Annotated in this window: 8 protein-coding genes and 1 pseudogene; 4 read left to right on the top strand and 5 right to left on the bottom strand. The window is 38.7% G+C overall.

What is annotated here, in order from left to right:
• Positions 1–61 precede the first annotated feature (61 nt).
• The 4 genes and pseudogenes from KP713_RS00280 to rplY form a co-directional block, all read right to left on the bottom strand.
• A pseudogene (locus tag KP713_RS00280) lies at positions 62–169 on the bottom strand (acylneuraminate cytidylyltransferase); the annotation flags it as partial.
• A gap of 49 nt (positions 170–218) precedes the next feature.
• Complete coding sequence (locus KP713_RS00275; RefSeq protein WP_215769515.1) at positions 219–3,446, bottom strand: ESPR-type extended signal peptide-containing protein; 3,228 nt, start codon at positions 3,444–3,446, stop codon at positions 219–221.
• A 287-nt stretch (positions 3,447–3,733) separates the two neighbouring features.
• The gene (locus tag KP713_RS00270) at positions 3,734–10,048 is read right to left on the bottom strand and encodes an ESPR-type extended signal peptide-containing protein (protein ID WP_215769514.1); all 6,315 of its coding nucleotides are present in this window, start codon (positions 10,046–10,048) and stop codon (positions 3,734–3,736) included.
• Between the two features lie 297 nt (positions 10,049–10,345).
• Positions 10,346–10,633 carry a 50S ribosomal protein L25 gene (rplY, locus tag KP713_RS00265; protein ID WP_005633680.1) on the bottom strand — a complete coding sequence of 96 codons (288 nt, stop codon included), beginning with the start codon at positions 10,631–10,633 and terminating at the stop codon, positions 10,346–10,348.
• Positions 10,634–10,858: 225 nt separating this feature from the next.
• Here rplY and KP713_RS00260 point away from each other — a divergent pair, with 225 nt between their 5' ends.
• Positions 10,859–11,455, top strand: a complete 597-nt coding sequence (locus KP713_RS00260) for a DedA family protein (RefSeq protein WP_215769513.1) — start codon at positions 10,859–10,861, stop codon at positions 11,453–11,455.
• A gap of 71 nt (positions 11,456–11,526) precedes the next feature.
• Here KP713_RS00260 and ribE read toward each other — a convergent pair whose 3' ends face one another.
• Positions 11,527–12,141, bottom strand: coding sequence for a riboflavin synthase (gene ribE, locus KP713_RS00255; protein WP_215769512.1), 615 nt, complete (start codon positions 12,139–12,141; stop codon positions 11,527–11,529).
• Between the two features lie 42 nt (positions 12,142–12,183).
• On the opposite strand from ribE, the gene hmrM reads away from it, so the two are divergent.
• The 3 genes from hmrM (at position 12,184) to tyrS (ending at position 15,715) form a co-directional block, all read left to right on the top strand.
• Positions 12,184–13,578, top strand: a complete 1,395-nt coding sequence (gene hmrM / locus KP713_RS00250; protein ID WP_215769511.1) for a sodium-coupled multidrug efflux MATE transporter HmrM — start codon at positions 12,184–12,186, stop codon at positions 13,576–13,578.
• Positions 13,579–13,586: 8 nt separating this feature from the next.
• Entirely contained in the window at positions 13,587–14,303 is a 717-nt protein-coding gene (gene sfsA, locus KP713_RS00245; protein WP_215769510.1) for a DNA/RNA nuclease SfsA, read from the top strand.
• 224 nt (positions 14,304–14,527) lie between these two features.
• Positions 14,528–15,715, top strand: a complete 1,188-nt coding sequence (gene tyrS / locus KP713_RS00240) for a tyrosine--tRNA ligase (protein WP_215769509.1) — start codon at positions 14,528–14,530, stop codon at positions 15,713–15,715.
• The last annotated feature ends 10 nt before the right edge of the window (positions 15,716–15,725 follow it).

Raw genomic sequence — 15,725 nt, 5'->3', positions numbered from 1 at the left:
TTATTGGAAAAAAGCAAATAGGCTTATCAAAAACAAAGGCCGCAACGTGCGGCCAATTTTTTTAGAATTCTTTTGAAATTAAACTTTCTGCTAATTGCAAATCAAGTGTGGAATCAATATCAATGGAACGATAAGTTGGCATTAAATAAAAACGCATTGGCGCAATAAACAAAAAACCGCCCCAAAGGAGCGGTTTTATTTATAAGAGTGCGGTGAAATTACCAGAAGTATCCGACTGCTGCACCACCGGTCACCTCACCTTGAGTATTAGCACCCATTGAGAAGCGAACACCGTATTTACCGTTATCAGAAATACGAGAGTAACCCACTGCTACCGCAGATTGATTTTTATGTTGACCAATACCCGCAGTTGCGACAGATTGACCCGGTTTATGCGGTTGTAACAAGTTTGCCATCGCAGCAGAAGTCGCCATGCCCGCATTCATACGGTTGCCTAATTTATTAATTTGGCCTTGTAAGTTATTAATACGATTACCTACACCTTTTGCCACACTATATAACTGGCTACCATTTACTGCATCTTTTGAAGTTGCTGAAATTTCACCTGGTGCTACGCCTGTAATCTTAGTTGGTGCGCCTGTCGCTGTACCAACATTGATATTTTCACCATTGTTAGTAATCTTAGGACCATTATCACCAAACTGAACGCTGTTAAAGGTTACATTAGAAGCTGTTGCATAGGTAATATTGCCGTTTGTATCATGCTTAACAGCCATATTTTTACCAGCTTTCATCGTTACTGTTGAACCCGGTTTGATTAACTCACCCTTTTCAGTCAATTTATCTCCATTAGCGTTATTACCATCAGTAGTATTTTCACCACCGTCAACTTTATCCGCTTTTAATGTAAAGCCTGAATTGTTAATCATATTAGCAACGTTTTGTGCCGTTGCAATTTTGTTTCCACCTGCTTTATTTACAGCATCTTCTGCATCTTTAAGTTTTGCTCTTGCTTCTTCATCATCAGGATTGTCTGCAACTGCTTTTTTAGCAGCGGCTAAATCGTCTAATAACTTTTTAGCATTATTACCCATCGGGTTCTCAACTGTACCATTTTGGGTTGAAGTCATGTCAACAGTATCAACATTAAACGTTACATTACTGGTTTCATGATCTGATTCAACAACTGCCTTAGTGCCCTTTCCATCTACAAAGTTTACCGTGTCATAAGGTTTTACAAAATCCTTCGCTTCACCATTATTTTGTAGGTTCCAACCAGCATTTAACACATCATTAACTGTTGCGGCTTGTTTTAGTTGATCTCCAGCTGCCGCAGCGGGTTTTGTACCTGCTTTCTCATTTGGCGTAGTCGGTACTAAATGATCACTTAGACCAGACAGAGTTGTCCCTTCCAATTTAGCCCCCCCATTAGTTGTTACACTATTAATAGTAATATCTGGAGATAATTTATATTCAACGTGTTGATCTTTGCCTTCTCCTTTAAGCTCTACATCCATATTTGGCCCTGCTCTAAAGAAGCTATTTGAACCATCAGCCTTAGCAAGTTTAATCACATTCTTCACAGAAAACGTAAAATCACGACCTTTTTGTACAATTTTTACACCATCACCTGCGATTAGACGCACCTTATCCCCCGCTTTTACGGCTTCTGTTGAGGGAGTTCTTACATCACCTTTCTCATTTTTATCTGCGGCTATTTTCCAATACATATTATTTAATGTACCCGCTAAGTCTGTAGCGGTTACTAACCCATTCGTAGTTGGAGTAGAAACTTTACCAGAATCATCTTTTGTTATGTCATTATTAACATTAACCTTAGTAGTTTTTGGCGTAATAGTAATTGTATTATTTGTCGCATCTGTAGTTAATAAATCCTTATTACTACTTACCACATTCAAAGTTTGACTATCAAGTAATACATCAGCTTTTGAGGTAGACTTATCACGAATGCGACCTTTTTTTGCCGATTCTGTTTTGTTGGTAGTATCCCCTGCAATTTTTAAGTTTACAGAACGAAGTTGCGCCACATTTACCGCATCATCATCCGCAGTACCAGCTGCCACATGGTTAATTTGACGAGTGTTTGTTGCACTACCGACAGATACCCCACCTAAGGTTGAAGTTAGCACTCGACCATCCAATGGTTTATATGTATTAGCACGGATATCTGAAGTACCTTGAGTTGTAGGACTAAAACCAGTAATACCTTTTGCAGCCGTTGTTTCAGAACTTGAACCTAAAGCAACACCAGTTGCAATATTTGCTCGTGAACTGTTACCTAATGCAGTTGAATTCTGGTTTGTTGCTTTTGCTTGGTTACCGATTGCAATCGCATTAGTAGCGTTTTCTCCTGACTCAAGATATGTTAGATCTTTTTCTAAACGTTTTATTGCTAATTTCAAGCGCGCAACAGTTGCTGTTGCACTCGCTACTCTAAATTTCTGCTCTGGAGTATCTGTTGTTTTTAGATTCTCCTCCTCTGTACCTAAGTTTTTTTCAGCTGTAGCAAGATCAGTTTTAAGCTTTCCTAACTGAGTATTGATATCTGATATATTGTCTTTAGAATATCCACCAGCAACAGCGCTATTACCTAATGCTATTGAATTATCCTTAATCGCAACGCTATTTGTACCAAATGCAATCGTATTCGAACCTGTACGAGAAGTAGTAGCACCATGACCTAAAGCAATGCTACTTGTTGCCCGAGCCCCCGCCTCTTTACCTATAGAAATTGTCGACTGAGCATCTGCCTCAGCATTTCGATAAACAGTTCCTTTCTTTTGCGATGTAGCGTCACGATCAAAAAACTCTCGATATGCACCAGATAACTGTCCGATAGCAATTGACCCATGATTATCAGCCTGAGCAATAGCACCTATTGCAACACCACCATCTCTATTCCCACCGATTGAAGAAAAAGGACCTATAGCAACACCACTATTAGATACAGCCTTCCAACCCTTATTATCATTAATATCCGCTCGTGCACCAATACCTAAGGATACAGCCGGCCCTGCAACTTGAGCAGCATAACCAACAGCAGTAGACATTGAATCTTTCCCACCTTGCCCACCTGCAGAGATACGGTTACCAATTAACGTATCCCCAGTATTACCATCTTGATTATCAGCAATATCGAAACCAATTTTCACTGAACCAGCTCGAATAAGAGGATTATTACTGATAAGAATGGTACCATTCGAACTTTTTGCTGCCTGAGAAGATCCCTGCAAAATTGCAATTTGTTTAGTTGCATCGGCAATTGTAGTGCTAACTTTAGTTTGATTAATATAAGTAGCAGCCATCGCATGTTCAGCCACAATAGAAGAACACGTTACTAACGAAAGTGCGGCTAATTTTGAAATTGTTTTTGATTTAGTTTTGCCTTTTACTGAAGCAAGCTCAGAAACAGCGACCCAAGATTGCGTTGCGTGATTCCAGATCACACGGAAAATTTTGTTCATAGATGTCTTCCCTATAAAGATTAAAAGGTTATAAAAAATTAAGAGCGGCTTATTTATCATAAACCGCTCTATACATGAAAAATACGCGCGCATACTAACAGCAAAAAATATAAGTCAAGCAATTTAGCTCCAATTCACATGCATTTACATTTGTAAATGTTTGCTTTCAATAAACTAGCTATTGCAATTAAACTGCCTGTCTCATACACCTATTATAATGCCAAATCAATAAAAAATAAGCCTCCGTATATGCGGAGGCTTTAAATCAAACATAGGGTAAAATCGAATTACCAGAAATAAGATACACCAGCACCTGTGCTTATTTGGCCTTGTGTATCTGCACCCATAGATAATTTTATACCATATTTCCCATTATCAGAAATACGGGAATATCCCACTGCTAATGCAGCTTCTCCACGGTGCTGCCCTACTGCAGCCATCGCAGCTGATTGTCCTGGTTTGTGAGGTTGCATTAAGTTAGCAGCAGCCATCGCACCAGCTACACCTGCATTCATACGTTTACCTAATCTATTAACCTGACCTTGTAAGTTATTAATACGATTACCTACACCTTTAGCCACGCTATATAACTGGCTACCGTTGATTGCATCGGTAGAAGTTGATGAAATTTCACCTGCTGCTACGTTTTGGATACGACGTTCATCTCCAGCAGCACCAACTGAAACAACACCATTTGCTTTCGCTCCTTGGAAACCACCGTAAGTCATATTACCTACCGTTGCGGTGGTTACCGTACCTACAGAACCCGCAGTAGTACTTGTGCCTTTCGTGCCATCTTGTTTAATGTTATATAAACTTGCTGTACGGCTTCCATCTCCAGCGGTTGCTGTTGATTTATTACCTAAATATACAGAGTTTTCAACGGTGCCTTCTCTCGAAGTGGAGTTGCCTGCATTATTAACATCATTACCTAATACAAATGTATTTTTTGTCGTAATCACGTTATTGTTACCAAATGCATAGCTTCCCGTTGCATCAGCTTTAATTACGTTAGGGTCACCAAAGGCACCTGAGTTATTAGCCTCAACAATATTGCCTGTACCGATTGCAATAGAGTCATTACCCAATGCTTTAGAGCTATTCCCCATTGCAACAGCGTTATCACCATGGGCAACAGAGCTTTTACCAATTGCTGTCGCAAATTTACCACTTGCACTTGAGTCAAAGCTATTTGCAGTTTCCACTTTAGGGCGATTTACACCATCATTAGAGTGGAAGAACTTGATACCTTGTTCATTCATATTATGAACAGCCTCAACGACTGAGTTAGTAATAATTTCTTTCTGACCTTGTACATTATAGGTTTTTAAGATTGGTGTACCATTCTCATCAACAACAATATCTTTATAAGTCGTTTTTGAACCATCAGGGTTTGTTACTGTGATGTTTTCCACATTTGGTACATTACCACGACTTAATGCATAAATTTGAGCACCATTTACCGCATCTGTACTTGTTGGAGAAATATCACCTGCTTTAACACCTGTGATTTTTGTTGGATTACCGTCTTTATCACCGATATTGATGTTATCACCTGCAGCATTAATCTTCGGACCATTATCACCGAATTGAACGCTACTAAAGTTTACTTCATCCGCGGTTGCATAAGTGACTTTACCTTCAGCGTCTTGTTTCACAGTCATATTTTTGCCAGCTGCAAGATCAACTTTCTTACCTGGATTGATAATTTCATCTTTACCAGAAAGCTTCTTACCACCATTTTCTGAAGTTGTTAAAGTAAAACCTGAATTATTGATTGCATCCGCAATATTTTGAACTGTTGCAATTGGGTTGCCAACATTATCAATATTAGCCTGCGCTGCATCAACCTTATCTTGAGCGGCCTTCTTCGCTTCAGGTGTCGTTGCATCCGCTAATGCTTTTTTAGCATCATCTAAGGCTTTCTTCATGTCAGGCGTAACTGGGCCTGAAACAGAACCGTCTTTATTACTTGTAACTGTGCCTGTATCAACATCAAATTTCACTGTTGTGGTCGTAACCTTATTACCTTCCTTATCAACAGCATCTTTCGTTGCCAACTTAACTTTTGTATTTTTACCGTCTGCAAAACGCAGTTCATCATTAGGATTCACTTTTTCATCTTCATTTTTAAAGTCTGCATCCGATAATGTTTCTGTTTGCTTACCAACAACAAAACCAGATTTTTGAATCGCTGTTGCAACTTTATTACCTGTTACATAGCCATTACCTGCATTAGCAACTGGTGTCGTGCCTTTATCTGGTGTTACTGCTGATACCTTATTATCGACAGGTTTACCTGTTTTAGGATCGATATCAGAGGTTTTATAGTATTTGTCTCCCACTTTAGTTACTGGGGTACTTTCACCATTGACGATTGCAGTAAGATCACCGTCTTTTACAACTTCGCCATCTTTAACTGCGATAGTAATTTCACGAACACCGTCTTTAGTTTCACCAGTTACAGAAACTCCAGAACCAGCTTTGAAGTCTACTTTATTCGCGTTCTTTACTGTATCCACGTAACCATTTTCAGGTGCACCGACAATCCAGCCCATGTTTTGTAAATCACCTACAGTTGCAACTGCATTTGGTGTAGTAGCATTTGCCAAATCAACTAGATTTGATTCAGGTTTAGCCCCATCCTTACCATTTGGCGCAGTTGTTACTGGTGCTTTATTTAATGATGAAGCCACACCTGTAATTTGTGTAGGTTTTCCATCAGCAGAACTTACATTTAACGCAGTTGTTGGATTATTGTCTCCATTATTACTCGCCGGTTTAGCCTTTTCTGTTTTGAACTCAACTGGAGATTTACCATCCTCTTTGTCGCCAACTTTTACTGTATTAAATTCAACATCGTCTTTAGTTGCAAATGTAAACTTACCATCAGCTTGAGTAAGCTTGATATTTTTATCTGCTTCAAATGTCACAGTATCGCCAGCTTTCACTGGTTGTACCTTAGTACCAGATACCTCCCCATTTGTAGTTGTTGCAGAAGTTGCATTCCAGAATGCCTTATTAATAGCATTTGCAACATCATTCGCTGTCGCAAAACTATCCCCTGCATTACCGGCTGATACCGTACCTTTATCAGCATCTGCAGTAAGGGTCGTTTTTTTCACATCAAATTTAACCGCACTTACAGCACCGTTTTCAGTAACTGTTACATTCGCAGTGGTACCAGTACCATCAACAAATTTCACTGTGTCATAAGCTTTAACAAAATCTTTGTCTGTATCATTCTCTTTTAAATTCCAACCGGCATTTAAAATATCGTTTACAGACGCAGCTTTTGTTCCATCTACATTTGTTGGGGCTGGTTGATTGGTTGTTGGTGCAGCTGCATCATTTTTCGTTACTGGCAAGGTGTTAGTTAAACCTGTAATGCTGTTGATACCCGTTAAATTAGACTCTAATCCATAAGTGAATTCCTTACCTTTACGTTGTAAACGTAAGTTTTTACCTGCATCTAGCGTTAATATGCCGTCTGCACCAATAGTTTCAGCAGTATCATCAGAATCTTTCGTGTCTTGATCTAAATCAGCTTTTGAATTAGTCGCTTTCGCCTTCCAAGTTACCTGATCTTTGATTTGTTTTTTACCAGCATCGGTAATATTGCTTAAATTCTTATCCGCTGCATTATCAATTTTATCTTTAGTGGCATTATCCAATTTAACTGTTACATCCGTACCGCTAGCTTCTGTAGTCAAGCCATTTGTACCTTTCACATTAAACTGTAAACCACCAGTTTTATCTAGCTGCTGAGCATCAGTAGTTCCTGAATCACCGCCAAGTTTAATATTATTCGTTGCGACTTTATCCAACTGTGACTTATTAACTGCATCAGTTGGTGCTTCACCTGGCGCTAAACCTGTAATTTTTTTACCACCTAAATCTACACCAGCATCTTTAAAGGTCATTGTCGTACCATTACCACCAATACTTGTAATGTTACTTAACACAGGGTTTAAGGAATAAGTAAAATCCTTACCAGCTTGTTTTAACTTGATGTTTTCGCCTGCTTTAAATGTGACTTTATCGCCTGCTTTTACTTGTTCTTCTGTTGTTGTATTGCCGTCAGCGAATTTACCGCCATCTTCAGCGCCAGTTACTTTCCAGAATGCACTATTAATCGCATTTGCAACATCATTTGCTGTCGCAAAACTATCCCCTGCATTACCAGCTGATACCGTACCTTTATCAGCATCTGCAGTAAGGGTCGTTTTTTTCACATCAAATTTAACCGCACTTACAGCACCGTTTTCAGTGACTGTTATATTCGCAGTGGTACCAGTACCATCAACAAATTTCACTGTGTCATAAGCTTTAACAAAATCTTTGTCTGTATTATTTTCTTTTAAATTCCAACCGGCATTTAAAATATCATTTACAGACGCAGCTTTAGTTCCATCCACACCGGTTGGAGCTGTTTGATTTTTTGTTGGTGCTGCCGCATCATTTTTCGTTACTGGCAATGTATTAGCTAAACCAGTGATGCTGTTGATACCCGTTAAATCTGAAGCCAAGCCATAGGTAAATATTGAATTTTTCCGTTTCAAATGTAAGTTTTTACCTGCATCCAACGTTAATTCACCATCCACACCAATTTTAGCAAACTCATCAACATCTGTAGATTCATCATTCTCAGTTAAATCCGCATGAGAATTCATAGCTTTTGCGTTCCAGCTGACTAGACCTTTTATTTTGTTTTTACCAGCAGGAGTGATATTGCTTAAATTCTTATCCGCTGCATTATCAATTTTATCTTTGGTGGTATTATCCAATTTAACGGTTACATCTTTACCACTCGCGGTTGTCGTTAAGCCGTTTTCACCTTTGATATTAAACTTCATCCCTCCTGCATTGGTTAATGCCTGGGTATCTGTACTTCCTGAATCACTTCCTAAAGAGATGTTATTGTCGCCGATTTTACTATCAACTGAATCTACTTTAGCTTTTGTTGCATCATCCAATTTTAATGTAACAGTATCACCTGACGCAGATGCTGTTAATCCGTTGTCACCTTTGACCTTAAACTCAATGCCTCCCGATTTATTTAAATCTTGTTCAGAGGTTGAAGTTGAATCATTTGTCGCGGATAGTTTGATTTTGTTATTTTCAATTTTATTCGCAATTGAATCTACAGCTGCTTTCGTGGCATCATCTAATTTAACTGTTACATCCGTACCGCTGGCTGTTGTAGTCAAGCCATTTGTGCCTTTCACATTAAACTGTAAACCACCAGCTTTATCTAACTGCTGAGCATCAGTGTTCCCGGAATCACCACCGAGTTTAATATTATTATTTGCGACTTTATCTAACTGTGATTTATTAACCGCATCAGTTGAATTTGTTCCCGCTGCTAAATTTGTGATTGGTTTATTGCTCATATCAATGCCGTCTGCATTGGTTACAATACCGCCAACATTAGTGCTATTTAAACCCTTTAAATCTTTAGCTAATTTAACCCACAATTTGCCATTTTCATTGTTCACACCAATATTCTTTTCGGTTAAAGCATCTTTATCTGCACCACCACGAATATCTAAACGATTGTTAGCTATGCTTTGTTTGATGACCTTAGTATCATCCACATTTGGTTGGACTGCATTATCACCCGCATAATTTAAGAACGCGCCCGTCGTTAAATTACTCAAAACACCATAAAGTTGTGAACCATTAATTGCATCAGTAGATACATTGCTCACCTCACCTGCCGCAACGTTTTTTATTTGACGCTCAAAGCCAGCAGAACCTACAGATACAACATCCCCGATAGAAGTCTTATCGCCACCAGCCCAATTATAAGTTATCCCTTGAACTGTTGTTTGAGTTTGCTTAGTACCTTGTTTATCTGTTTTAGAGCCCGCACCTAAAGCAATAGCATTATCAAGTGTAGCAAGAGCCCCGGAACCTAAAGCCACAGAATTCACTTTCTGAGCTCGGGCTAACGTACCCATACTTACAGCAAGCTCTTTTGCTTCTGCTTTCATACCAATTGCTGTTGCAGCATTATAGGCTTTAGTCGGAGTCCATCTTGGATTCAAAATATCTACACCAGTTAAATCCTGAAATGCCTGCTTAATTGTATCGGTCTTAGAAGCTCCATTCTGAGGATTAGTATATGTAACAGTAGCTTTAACTGCATCATCAACATCATCACCACCAATTGCAATCGAAGAATCACCTTCAGCTATCGTATTACCACCAATTGCAATAGATTGGCTTCCTTTAGCCACAGCTCCCTCTCCTGAATTATTTCCCCCACCAATTGCAATACTTTGGCCACCTTTTTCAGCCCTTGCATTTTTCCCAATAGCGACACCAAAGCCTGAACCAGAAACGGTTGAAACACCTATCGCAATAGCAGTATTTCCACTAGCAGTTGCCCCATTAGAAACAACCTTCCCATCAGAGGTAACATCACTTATAGCAAGCGCAGCCTCAGCCCCATTAAGGCTTAATAAAAGTGCAGTTCCCCCCAAGAGAGTCTTAATAGTATTACTTGAACTTGCTTTCTTATGTGCTTTAGTTAATTCAGAAACAGCAATCCAAGATTGTGTTGCGCGATTCCAGATTACACGGAAAATTTGATTCATGAATATCTTTCCTATTAAATATTAAAAAGTTAAGTTAAAAGGTTATAAAAATTAAGAGCGACTTATTTATCATAAACCGCCCTATTACCTGAAAAATACGCCGCGCATGGTAACAGCGAAAAAATATAAGTCAAGCAATTCAGCCCCCAATTTACATATATTTACATTCATTTACATATGTAAACGTTTGCATGCTATATCCTAATATATTGTGAAAAATAGTTATTTATAAAAACAAAAAAGCTCGTCAAATTTGACGAGCTTTTTTTAACTTACGTAAAACCGTATTAATACAAATTACGCGCGTTTGAAGTCAATATGAACCAATTTTGGTTTGAATGGGTGACGTTGCATTGCTTGTACTTTAACTGCAACCTCTTTACCACCGATCACTAAAGTGATCACTTCAGAATAGAAAGATTCGTGTGCTTGCGCGTTGTTTAACTCATCATGGTTTAAGATGATTGAAACTGGCTCTTCGCTGCCACCATAAACGATTGCAGGGATTTGACCATTGTGACGCAGGCGGCGGCTCGCACCCTTACCTTGCGCTGTACGAACTTCAGCGTTAAATTTAAATGCCATTTTAATGTTCTCTTTAAATTAATGTTAAAAGAAAGAAAATTGCAGGCGACCCAGCAATTTTCCAAATATTGTTCTCAAAGACAAGCATTGAGCTATGCTTTGAGACGGTGAATTATAGAATAACCCTCTTTTCAAAGCAAACTTTTTCTAGGTTTTTTACCCTGAAAAGATTAGAATGTTTAGCGGTTTTTTACGATATTCATTAAAAAATAAAGTAGGAAGATTATGGAATTTCTGATTGGATTTTTTACTGAGTACGGCTATTGGGCTGTTCTTCTTGTTTTAATTATTTGCGGATTTGGTGTGCCGATTCCTGAGGACATTACGTTAGTTTCTGGTGGTGTGATTGCGGGGCTTTATCCTGAAAGTGTTAATTCACATTTAATGTTGCTCGTCAGTATGATTGGTGTACTGGCGGGCGATTCGACCATGTATTGGCTTGGTCGTATTTATGGTACGAAGATTTTGCGTTTCCGCCCAATGCGTAAAATCGTGACATTACAACGTTTAAGAATGGTGCGTGAAAAATTCAGTCAATACGGCAATCGAGTATTATTTGTCGCACGTTTTTTACCAGGTTTACGTGCACCAATTTATATGATCTCTGGTATTACTCGCCGTGTAAGTTACACACGTTTTGTCTTAATTGATTTCTGTGCTGCCATTATTTCTGTGCCAATTTGGGTGTATTTAGGCGAATTTGGCGCAAAAAATTTAGACTGGTTACATGCTCAAATCCAAAAAGGTCAAATGGTGATTTATGTGCTTATTGCTTTACTTGCCCTGTTCCTGTTCTGGAAATGGAAAAAAGCGAAAAAATAAGCGAAGTCATCAAACAAAAGAGCGGTTAAAAAATTCTGTGTTTTTTTAACCGCTCTTTTTATTTCAATGGACTATAAATTTCTCGTTTTCAGATAATTTTCCACGGTATCCACAATGGCTTGCGTTTGAGGATCGATTTCGATATTCACAATATCGCCCACTTTACGTTGCCCCATTAAGGTTCGTTGCAAAGTTTCAGGAATTAAATTTACACAGAATTGCGTGTCTTTTACTTCACCAATAGTAAGGCTAATACCATCTACCGCAACAAATCCTTTCGTTAAAATATATTTCATTACATCTGCGCTTGGCAGCTCAAACCAAATTTGTCGGTTATTTTCACTGGCAATAATGTCTGAAATGCTTGCGGTGCAATACACATGACCAGATAATAAATGCCCGCCAATTTCTGTTCCCATTTGCATGGCTCGTTCTATATTCACATTGTCACCTACTTTCAACAAGCCTAGATTCGTAATTCTTAAGGTTTCTTGCATGAGATCAAAACTAACGAGATCGCCGTTAATTTCAGTCACGGTTAAACATACACCGTTATTTGCCACCGATGCGCCAATTTCTAGGTCTTTACGCATTTCAGGTGGTAATTTTACCACTTGTGTTCTAAAATTAGCCTTTTCTGTAATTGAATGAATAAGCGCCGTGCCTTGTACAATTCCGGTAAACATATTTTCTCCTTTTCTAAAAATTTTTCTTAGTATATCAAATTTATGAATTTTCGTCTTTTGTCCCAATATCACGCTGATATTAAAAAATTAATTAAAATCTCTTTACCCATTTTGTTAGCGCAAATCGCACAAAACTCAATGGGATTAGCGGATACCATTATGGCTGGTCGAGTGAGTTCTACTGATATGGCTGCAATTTCTGTTGGCGCGTCTATTTGGATGCCATTAGTGCTTTTTGGTCAAGGCTTATTATTGGCGCTGCCTCCGACTATTTCTTATTTAAACGGTTCTGGTCAACGCCATCGCATTGCCCACCAAGTTCGCCAAGGTATTTGGCTTGTGTTAGGTGTGAGTATTCCTTTGGGTTTGCTGATTTATTTCTGCGAAATTCCGCTCCAATATATGCAAATGGAAAGCAAAATGTCAGATTTAGCACGCGATTATTTACATGCGATGTTGTGGGGATTGCCTGCTTATTTGATGCTGATTAATTTTCGTTGTTTAAATGATGGGATTGCCAAAACCAAGCCAGCAATGGTCATTACCTTCTTAGGTTTACTGCTAAATATTCCGCTTAATTATATTTTTATTTATGGAAAATTTGGCATGCCTGCTTTTGGTGCGGTGGGCTGTGGTATTGCGACAGCTATTGTGAACTGGGCAATGTGCTTAATGATGATGTTCTATTCCTACACGAATGCTCAAGAACGCTCACTAAAAGTATTTAGCCAATTAATTGAAATGCCGAATCCCAAAACCCTTAAAAAACTACTACGTTTAGGCTTACCCATCGCCATTGCACTTTGTTGTGAAGTGGCGTTATTTGCCCTCACTTCGTTAATGCTTTCTCCGCTAGGCTCAACCATTGTAGCGAGCCATCAAATTACATTGAATACCAGCTCCTTCATTTTCATGTTCCCCCTATCAATTGGTATGGCAACAACGATTTTAGTCGGACAAGCATTAGGGGCAGGTTCTCCACAAAATGCGAAAAAAATGAGCTATGCCGCATTATTATTAGGGCTGACTGTCACAATCATTACCGCATTAATTACGATTTTCTTCCGTTATGAAATTGCCTCTATTTTCGTAACCGATGAAATTGTCATCGCAATGGCGGCAAATTTATTATTATTTGCCGCACTTTATCAATTTTCAGACACCGTTCAAATGGTGGTTGGCGGCATTTTACGAGGCTATAAAGATACCAAAGTCATTTTATATATTACCCTTTTCTCTTATTGGGTAATTGGGGTGCCACTTGGTTATACGCTCGGTCGTACAGATTGGCTTGTGCCACACATTGATGCGAAAGGTTTCTGGATTGCCTTTGTGGTCTCACTCACTTTCGCCGCAATCTTGCTTGCTTTGAGAATGAAAAAAATGCAAGCCATGAGTGATAACGCCATTTTACAACGTTTAGAAAAACTCAAATAAGGAACTTTATGCAACTTCCAGCTTTACAATCGGCAAAGTTAATTCGTCGTTATAAACGCTTTCTTGCGGATATTGAACTTCCGACTGGTGATATTATGACAATTCATTGCGCCAATACAGGTGCGATGACGGGGTGCGGTGAAAAAGGCGATACAATTTGGTATTCACATTCCGATAGCCAAACCCGCAAATATCCCCATTCTTGGGAGCTCACTCAACTTGAAAATGGGCAACTTTGTTGTATCAATACGCATCGTTCTAATCAGCTTGTCTTTGAAGCACTGCAAAATAAGCAAATCAAAGAACTAGCAATGTATAACGAAATTTATCCAGAAGTGAAATACGGCGAAGAAAATAGCCGAATTGATTTCTTACTAAAAGGCGAGGGTTTGCCTGATTGTTATGTGGAAGTGAAATCAATTACTTTAGTAAAAGGAAATTTAGGTATGTTCCCCGATGCGGTTACTACACGTGGGCAAAAACATGTCCGTGAATTACTAGCAATGAAAAAACAAGGTTATCGTTCAGTAGTGCTATTTGCTGGGTTACATAATGGTTTTGATCGTTTCAAAATCGCAGAATATATCGATCCCGAATACGATCGCTTATTAAAAGAAGCAATGGAACAAGGCGTTGAAGCCTATGCTTATGCGGGTAAATTTGAAATTTCTAATGGAATTCCTACCGCACTTTCCTTAACAGAATCGGTGCCTTATATAAAATAATATTTTTGAGAATTATTTTCATTTTCTTGTTGACAAGATTATTGATAACAATTATCATCTAGTCATTCCAACAATAACAGAGCGTTTTCTTAATTTGAAGCGTTCAACAGATAATCACTCCAACATTCCCGCCTATTTCCCCACAAATAGGCGTTTTTTTTATTCACAAATCGCTAAGAATCCCTATAATAAAACCTTTCAAAAAACATAATTAGGAAATAATAATGACTGACATTAATACCGTTCTCGCGGAACTAAAGCGCGGTACTGATGAAATCCTTTCAGAAGCGGATTTAATCGAAAAACTGAAAGAAAATCGCCCATTAAAAGTAAAATTAGGCGCCGATCCAACCGCACCAGATATTCATTTAGGGCATACCGTTGTATTAAACAAATTACGTCAATTTCAACAACTCGGTCATGAAGTCTATTTCTTAATTGGTGATTTCACTGGAATGGTAGGCGATCCATCAGGTAAAAATGCCACACGTCCTCCACTCAGCCGAGAAGATGTATTGCGCAATGCGGAAACCTATAAAGAGCAAATTTATAAAATTCTCGATCCACAAAAAACCAAAATCGTCTTCAACTCTGAATGGTTAAGCAAACTTGGTACAGAGGGTATGATTCGTCTTGCAAGTAATTACACCGTTGCGCGTATGCTTGAACGTGATGACTTCAAAAAACGCTTTGGCAACAATCAACCTATTGCCATCCATGAATTTATTTATCCATTACTACAAGGCTATGATTCTGTTGCATTAGATGCAGACGTGGAACTAGGCGGTACAGACCAAAAATTCAACTTACTTGTTGGTCGCGAATTACAAAAATCAGCAGGCAAAAAACCACAGGTTGCGATTACACTTCCATTGCTCGTTGGCTTAGATGGCGAGAAAAAAATGTCCAAATCACTTGGCAACTATATCGGTGTAACAGAAGCACCAAACGATATGTTCGGTAAAGTGATGTCTATTTCAGATGAACTCATGTGGGATTGGTATAACCTTCTTTCATTCCGTCCATTAAGTGAAATTGCACAATTAAAATCGGAAGTAGAAAACGGCAAAAATCCTCGTGATGTAAAAATCTTATTAGCAAAAGAATTAATAGCCCGTTTCCACAATGAAGAGGCAGCAAACGCCGCAGAACAGGAATTCATTAATCGTTTCCAAAAAGGCGCAATGCCTGATGAAATGCCTGAATTTACGTTCTCTGGCGAAATGGGTTTAGCCACCTTATTAAAAGAAGCGGGACTTGTGCCTTCCACTTCAGAAGCGATTCGCTCTGCTCAACAAGGCGGTGTAAAAATCAATGGCGAAAAAGTCGATAACGTAAAAGGTAATGCACCGAAAGGCACAAATGTTTACCAAGTAGGTAAACGAAAATTTGCTCGTATAACGGTAGAATAAGAACATAAAA

Origin of the sequence: Haemophilus sp. SZY H36, assembly GCF_018829625.1 — a bacterium.
GTDB classification, from domain to species: Bacteria; Pseudomonadota; Gammaproteobacteria; order Enterobacterales; family Pasteurellaceae; genus Haemophilus; species Haemophilus haemolyticus_K.
The sequence above is the reverse complement of the archived record's forward strand: the minus strand, read 5'-3'. Positions and strand labels throughout refer to the sequence as shown.